The sequence below is a fragment of the Streptococcus sp. UMB1203 genome, assembly GCF_030217725.1.
Taxonomy (GTDB): Bacteria; Bacillota; Bacilli; order Lactobacillales; family Streptococcaceae; genus Streptococcus.
In genome coordinates this window covers 1-5,754 of the sequence record NZ_JASOOK010000048.1, presented here as the reverse complement: position 1 = coordinate 5,754, position 5,754 = coordinate 1, and the positions used below count along the sequence as shown (strand labels likewise).

Here is a 5,754-nt window from a genome sequence, read left to right as displayed (position 1 = left end):
AAAGAAAGGACGAAATTTGTCCTTTCTCGGTTTTAGCTTTTATTCAACCCACTACAGTTGACAAAGAGCCAATTTTTGAAACTTTCAACATATTTTTTACTAAAATATTCGTAATTTAACAAAAAAGCCTGAACTGAAAAATTCAAGCTTGAATCAATTTATTGAAATTCTTTGACATCTCCATCGTATGTCGCCCAGTCTTTGCTGAAAAAGCGCTCATTCAGATGGTAAGTCGGAGCTGGTGTGGGATTGGATAGGAAAGGATCAACTGCCTTGTCAAAAGCTAACCAACCCAACCAACCAAGGTGAATGGTATCCTTCATAAAGAAAGGCTCCCCACCATCTTTAGAAAAATCTGCTATATTGGTAAAACCTTGACTTTCTAACTGATAGCGAATCTTCTGTACCGTTTGTTGGTACATATTTTCATCCAATCCTGTAAAATCCATCCATTTTTTATTTACGGGAGGAATCACAAACATTACATTGACCTTTGATTTGGCAAACTGATTTAGAACTAACTGCAAGTCACTGTACTCGGATGATTTAAGGTAATTATAACTAGTCTGTGATCCTTTTAACTTTTTCAAATAGTCTCTGATTTGTGTATCATAGAAATGATTATCTATACTAAATTCATTATTAGAAGTATTTTTTTCTGCATCTGCTTTGACAGCATCTTCTATTTTTTGATAAGAAAACTGGTCTGGAATAGTATTCAAATATTTATCAACATGTTCTTTATATTTCAACCACTGTCTGATTGAGAACTGTCCAAAAAAATTTGCTTGTTTCTGATTGATTAGAGCGCTAATCTTTATACGAATATGATCGAACTCTGAAAGAGACTCATTATTAGCAATTTTTTGTATTATATCTTTCATTGATACATTTGGAAACTGTTTTAATAATCTCTTAGATGCATGCTGACTACTAATATCTCCTGATTGATTTTCTAAAAAGGAAGTTAATTGGTCACTATTAAAATACGATTGAAATACTGCAGATTCATAATCTTTTTCTGTAAACCATTGGGGAGATATAACAAATACGACTTGCTTATTCTCTATTTCTGGCAACATCTGTTGCATTCCAAAATACTGGTTTAGCGATGCAGCTCCACTCTGTCCTAAAAGATAAGGACGATAGGAGCGATTGTATTTCTCAGCCAATACTGCAGGATGAGCACCATCAAAACGAAGCCACTCACTTGAACCAAAGAAAGGTATAAATCGGATAGAAGTATCAGACAAAGCTTTTGATTTTTGATTTCGTTCTCTAAAACTTTCTGCAGTAACAGAAGCTGCCGAATGCTTTTCAGATACAATGTCATGTCTAATACTTGCAGGATAATAGCATATAACCAAAATAACCAACAAGCCAGCTATCAAGACCGGTCCGAAGATCATCCATAAGCGTTTAAGCATTTTGTAGCTCCACAATGCCAGCTATGATTTTATTGGCTGTATTCCAGTCGTCGCGACCAAACTCTGTTACAGGGACGCGAATGTCAAAACGGTTTTCAATCTCCACAATCAACTCAACCGTGCCCATGCTATCCAAGACACCTGCATCAAAAAGATCTTCATCCATCATGTCAGAAACATCTTCCATAAACAACTCATCAATAATTTCGATAACTTCTGATTTGATATCCATATTTTATTTCCTTTATTTTTTAAACCATAAATCATTCAAGAATCCAGAAAAGATCAAGAATGACAGCATGACGACATGGAAGGTGACAACCATGCCAAGCAACTGAATCCAGCGATTCTCAGGTAGAGCAGGCTTCCCTGCTTTTTTCCGTTCCTTATTGAGCGTTTTTTTCTTGCGAATCCAAGCGTCATTGATAACCAGTCCAATCCCATGAAAGAGTCCATAGGCGATATAGTACCAGGTCACACCGTGCCAAAATCCCATAATCAGCATATTTACAATGTAGGCCACACTTGAGGTTACATTGCGATTTTTAAAGACCTTCTTTCTGGTCAACACCATGACCATTCTCATAAAGACAAAGTCACGGAACCAGAAAGAGAGACTCATATGCCAGCGATTCCAAAATTCCTTTAAATCCCTTGATAAAAAGGGCTTGTTAAAGTTGATAGGGCTACGAATTCCCATCAAATTTGAAATGGCTAAAGCAAACATAGAGTAACCTGCAAAGTCAAAGAAGAGCTCCAGACCAAAGGTATACATGACTACCAAGGCATAGAGATTAAAGAAACCACCTGACTGCAAGGCTAGATTCTTCAGAGGAGGGAGTAAGGTCTCTCCTAAAACATGAGCTAGGATAAACTTGTACAAAAATCCCCACATGATATAGCGAACAGATTCATCCAGCATATCCATCAACTCATCTCGCTCAGGAATGGTCTGATAATTTTCATTAAATCGCTTAAAGCGATCGATTGGGCCACTTGAAAAGGTCGGCATGAAGAGAAGGAAACGGAGGAATTCCCAGAGGGTAAAATCCTTAATCACTCCATCTCTCAGCTCGATGATAATCCCAACCGAACGAAAGGTCAGGTAAGAAATTCCCAAAAACCCAAGCAAAGACTGCGTTCCATTGATAGCCGGCTGCACCTTGACAAAGATAATTGGAAGCAGGGACAGAAAACTAACCAGGTAGAAGACCCACTTGCCATCCTTACTTTTTCGATAGTGCTTATAGAAAAGCAAGAGCAATATTTCCCAACAAAGGTAAATACCCAAGGCAGCCAATTGATTAGTCTTCCCACCTACCAACATGGTGACGATAAAGAAGAGACTAACCAGCACTTCATACCAGGCAAAGCGTTTCTTGAAAAAGAGACCGATAAAGATGGGCAAGGTTGCAGCAATCACATAGACAAAATACTGAGGATTCCCATATGGCTCTAAATGAGGAAGCTGTTGAAAGAACTCCATCATCTCTTATTCACCTCGTTAATCAATCCTTTGATGTCAATTTTTCCATTTGGAGTCAGTGGCAAACTGTCTCGATAAAGGAATTTAGACGGCATCATGTAGGACATCATGATATCTGTTAAATCTTCCTTGATAGCCTTGGTAATATCAATATCTCGCTCAAACTGCTCACGAACACCGTCTTTCAAGATGACATAAGCCAATAGATTTTGCACCTTGTGGTCTTTATTATAACGTGGCACAGCTACAGCAGACTCGATAAAGCGAGACTTATTGAGGTTTTGAGAGACATCTTCTAACTCAATGCGGTAACCGTTGAACTTAATCTGGAAGTCCATGCGTCCGCCGTAGAGAAGTAAGCCTTCATCTGTCATAGTTCCCACATCTCCTGTATGGTAGGCTGGTAGACCTTCAAACTCAAAGAAGGCTTCTGCCGTTTTTTCAGGATTGTTCATATAACCTTTTGAAACGGCTGGTCCCGAAACAATGATTTCTCCCTGTTCGCCATTTGGCAATTTATTGCCGTCCTCGTCAATGATAAAGGTTGGAGAATCAGCCTTGGTATAACCGATTGGTAGGCGTTTGAGAGTCGCTAGCATCTCGTCTGTCACAGCAACAGCTGACAGGGCTACTGTCGCTTCTGTTGGGCCGTAAGCATTGATAATACGGGCATTTGGGAAACGTTCGCGTAGTTTTTGAGCTGTTTTGACCGTCAATTCTTCACCATCAAAGTAGAAATGCGTAATTCCAGGCATTTTTTCGCTATTAAAATCTTCAGACAACATGGCCATATCCGCAAAAGAAGGCGTTGATGTCCAGATAGCGATTGGCAATGAAAAGATGGTCGCAAAGAGTTGCTTAAAGTCCTGAGTAATAGCTGAAGGAAGGGCAAAAAGTGTACCACCCAGTGCCAAGGTCGGTGCCCAATACATGACAGACAAGTCAAAAGAATAAGGGGGCTGAGCCAGCATTTGCGGACGACTTGGCGTCGCAAATTCCTTGTCCGTAATCATCCAGTTGGTAAAGCTGAGGAGATTATCATGTGAAATCTGTACTCCCTTTGGCTTACCAGTCGTACCAGAAGTAAAGATAATGTAGTAGTTATCATCTCCCTTGACTGGATGCGTGATCTCATATCTAGACCCTTGAGCAAAGGCTTCTTGAACCTGAGCTAGAGTCATCATCGGCGTAGAAACCTGCTCCAATGGGAAGTCTGAAACGGCAATAATCAAACTTGGCTCCGCTACTTCTAAAATAGCTGAAACTCGCTCCAAAGCCGAATGGCTATCAATTGGAATGTAGGCATGACCTGACTTAGTCAGCGCTACAAAAGTTGCCAACATTTCATATTCTTGGCCACCAAAAACAACCACAGGAGACTTCTCTGGCAAATCCAGTTGATCAATGGCTGCAGCTAAACTATCCGAATCAGCCTTCAAATCTCCATAAGTGTGTTCCTGCCCCAAAACATTGTAAACAGGATAGCTAGGCTGTGTCTGAGCAAAATGCTCAATGGTTTCAATCATATCTACGATTGCTTTATTTGACATAATAAGGATTCTCCTTCAAGTTAAAATTCATTATAGATAAAGCTTCCTTGACCCTGACCAAGATAGCTAAAGAAGTAAAGCAGCCCTAGAAAGATAAGAAAATACAAGGCTGTCCGACCAAGAAATATGTACAATTCTTTTCTCTGTTTCATCAAGAAAAACCATTCATTTCTGTAATTTTCCGCTAAAATAAAATCAATTTCTTACTAATTTATTTTTCTGCTATTATACCACTTTATAGACTAGTTTTTCAATTGTTTACCCGTCTATTTTCACTACGTTCCAGTAACATTAATTTGTTCCATATGATTCTTTCTAATGATAGCTTAAATGCTTTTCAGTATGGATTATATGGGGAGCTACAACAAAGTAGGCTCCATACTACCTATAGAGGATTTTTCCACTATAAATATTATAGAGCCTTATCTTATGTCTCACTTTATCGGTGCAGTTCGCTTTATCTAGAGATTTTTATAGTATGTAATCCTAGAATTCACTATAGATAAATTCTTGAATGTTCGAAAAATCGGTAACAAAACAATAAATCACGATGCTTAAGATAACCGTATAGAAAAATAGCGTCCACAAGATTAAGCGATGTGTGTTAGTTAGCTTAGTTTGCAAATTTGTATAGTTCTTTTTCAACTTCCATCCATCCTTTCACTCCAACGTGCATCACATCAAATAAAAAGTAATCATCATACTCTCTGTTTCCATAGTTTAATACCGTTGCACCATGGCTTTTTGCGACATCTTCTATTTTTTTATAAGTTTTCTCCCGCATCTCTCTTGAGACACCTGTGTAGTCATTCCATTTACCATTTACTGGGAAAATAATGACCTCAACTTCAATGCCCAATTCCTTGGCAACTGTCAAGAAGAGTTCCATATCTGAATACTCTGGTGACTCGAGGTAGCTCAAATCTTTACTAGAATCCTTCAGCGATGTATAACGATCTTTTAAATAGGTATTGTAGTAGTTATTATCAACAGCATAATCATTATTGTCTGTTTTCTTTTTGACCTCTTCTACAAACTGATTCGTCATTTTCTCCCAATCATAGTCTGGGGTTTTGTCTCCTAGTGAAGGATAATCTGATTTGGCATGTTTTTGATAAAAAATATGTTTGAGTTTAAAGGAATAAATCGCGTTATCGAACTCTAATAGTTTTTTATCAACAATCGTTCCTTTCTCATCTATGAAATAACTTTTGTATTTTTTGTAGATGTCATTTTGTTGCTTGTTCCCCTTGGTAATCTCGATAACGCGATTTATTCCTTTAAACTCAAA

Annotated in this window: 6 protein-coding genes; all 6 read right to left on the bottom strand. The window is 38.3% G+C overall.

The window, feature by feature from the left end; translation table 11 throughout:
* Positions 1-158: 158 nt before the first annotated feature.
* Positions 159-1,427, bottom strand: coding sequence for a D-alanyl-lipoteichoic acid biosynthesis protein DltD (gene dltD / locus QP439_RS08670; protein ID WP_084928023.1), 1,269 nt, complete (start codon positions 1,425-1,427; stop codon positions 159-161).
* Positions 1,420-1,659, bottom strand: a complete 240-nt coding sequence (dltC, locus tag QP439_RS08665; protein ID WP_000351967.1) for a D-alanine--poly(phosphoribitol) ligase subunit DltC — start codon at positions 1,657-1,659, stop codon at positions 1,420-1,422. Before dltC ends, dltD (QP439_RS08670) begins: the two co-directional genes overlap by 8 nt.
* Before the next feature lie 12 nt (positions 1,660-1,671).
* Positions 1,672-2,916, bottom strand: coding sequence for a D-alanyl-lipoteichoic acid biosynthesis protein DltB (dltB, locus tag QP439_RS08660; RefSeq protein WP_084953110.1), 1,245 nt, complete (start codon positions 2,914-2,916; stop codon positions 1,672-1,674).
* Complete coding sequence (gene dltA / locus QP439_RS08655; protein ID WP_285389575.1) at positions 2,913-4,463, bottom strand: D-alanine--poly(phosphoribitol) ligase subunit DltA; 1,551 nt, start codon at positions 4,461-4,463, stop codon at positions 2,913-2,915. The genes dltB and dltA overlap by 4 nt, the downstream gene beginning before the upstream one ends.
* A 20-nt stretch (positions 4,464-4,483) precedes the next feature.
* On the bottom strand, positions 4,484-4,615 hold the full coding sequence (locus QP439_RS08650) for a teichoic acid D-Ala incorporation-associated protein DltX (RefSeq protein ID WP_033682482.1): 132 nt from the start codon (positions 4,613-4,615) through the stop codon (positions 4,484-4,486).
* Positions 4,616-5,076: 461 nt separating this feature from the next.
* The coding region (gene dltD / locus QP439_RS08645; protein ID WP_285389572.1) for a D-alanyl-lipoteichoic acid biosynthesis protein DltD at positions 5,077-5,754 on the bottom strand (678 nt) is incomplete at its 5' end.

Coding starts and splice junctions, on each gene's coding strand:
- dltD (WP_084928023.1), bottom strand. CDS start 1,427: ATGCTTAAACGCTTATGGATGATCTTCGGACCGGTCTTGATAGCTGGC.
- dltC (WP_000351967.1), bottom strand. CDS start 1,659: ATGGATATCAAATCAGAAGTTATCGAAATTATTGATGAGTTGTTTATG.
- dltB (WP_084953110.1), bottom strand. CDS start 2,916: ATGATGGAGTTCTTTCAACAGCTTCCTCATTTAGAGCCATATGGGAAT.
- dltA (WP_285389575.1), bottom strand. CDS start 4,463: ATGTCAAATAAAGCAATCGTAGATATGATTGAAACCATTGAGCATTTT.
- QP439_RS08650 (WP_033682482.1), bottom strand. CDS start 4,615: ATGAAACAGAGAAAAGAATTGTACATATTTCTTGGTCGGACAGCCTTG.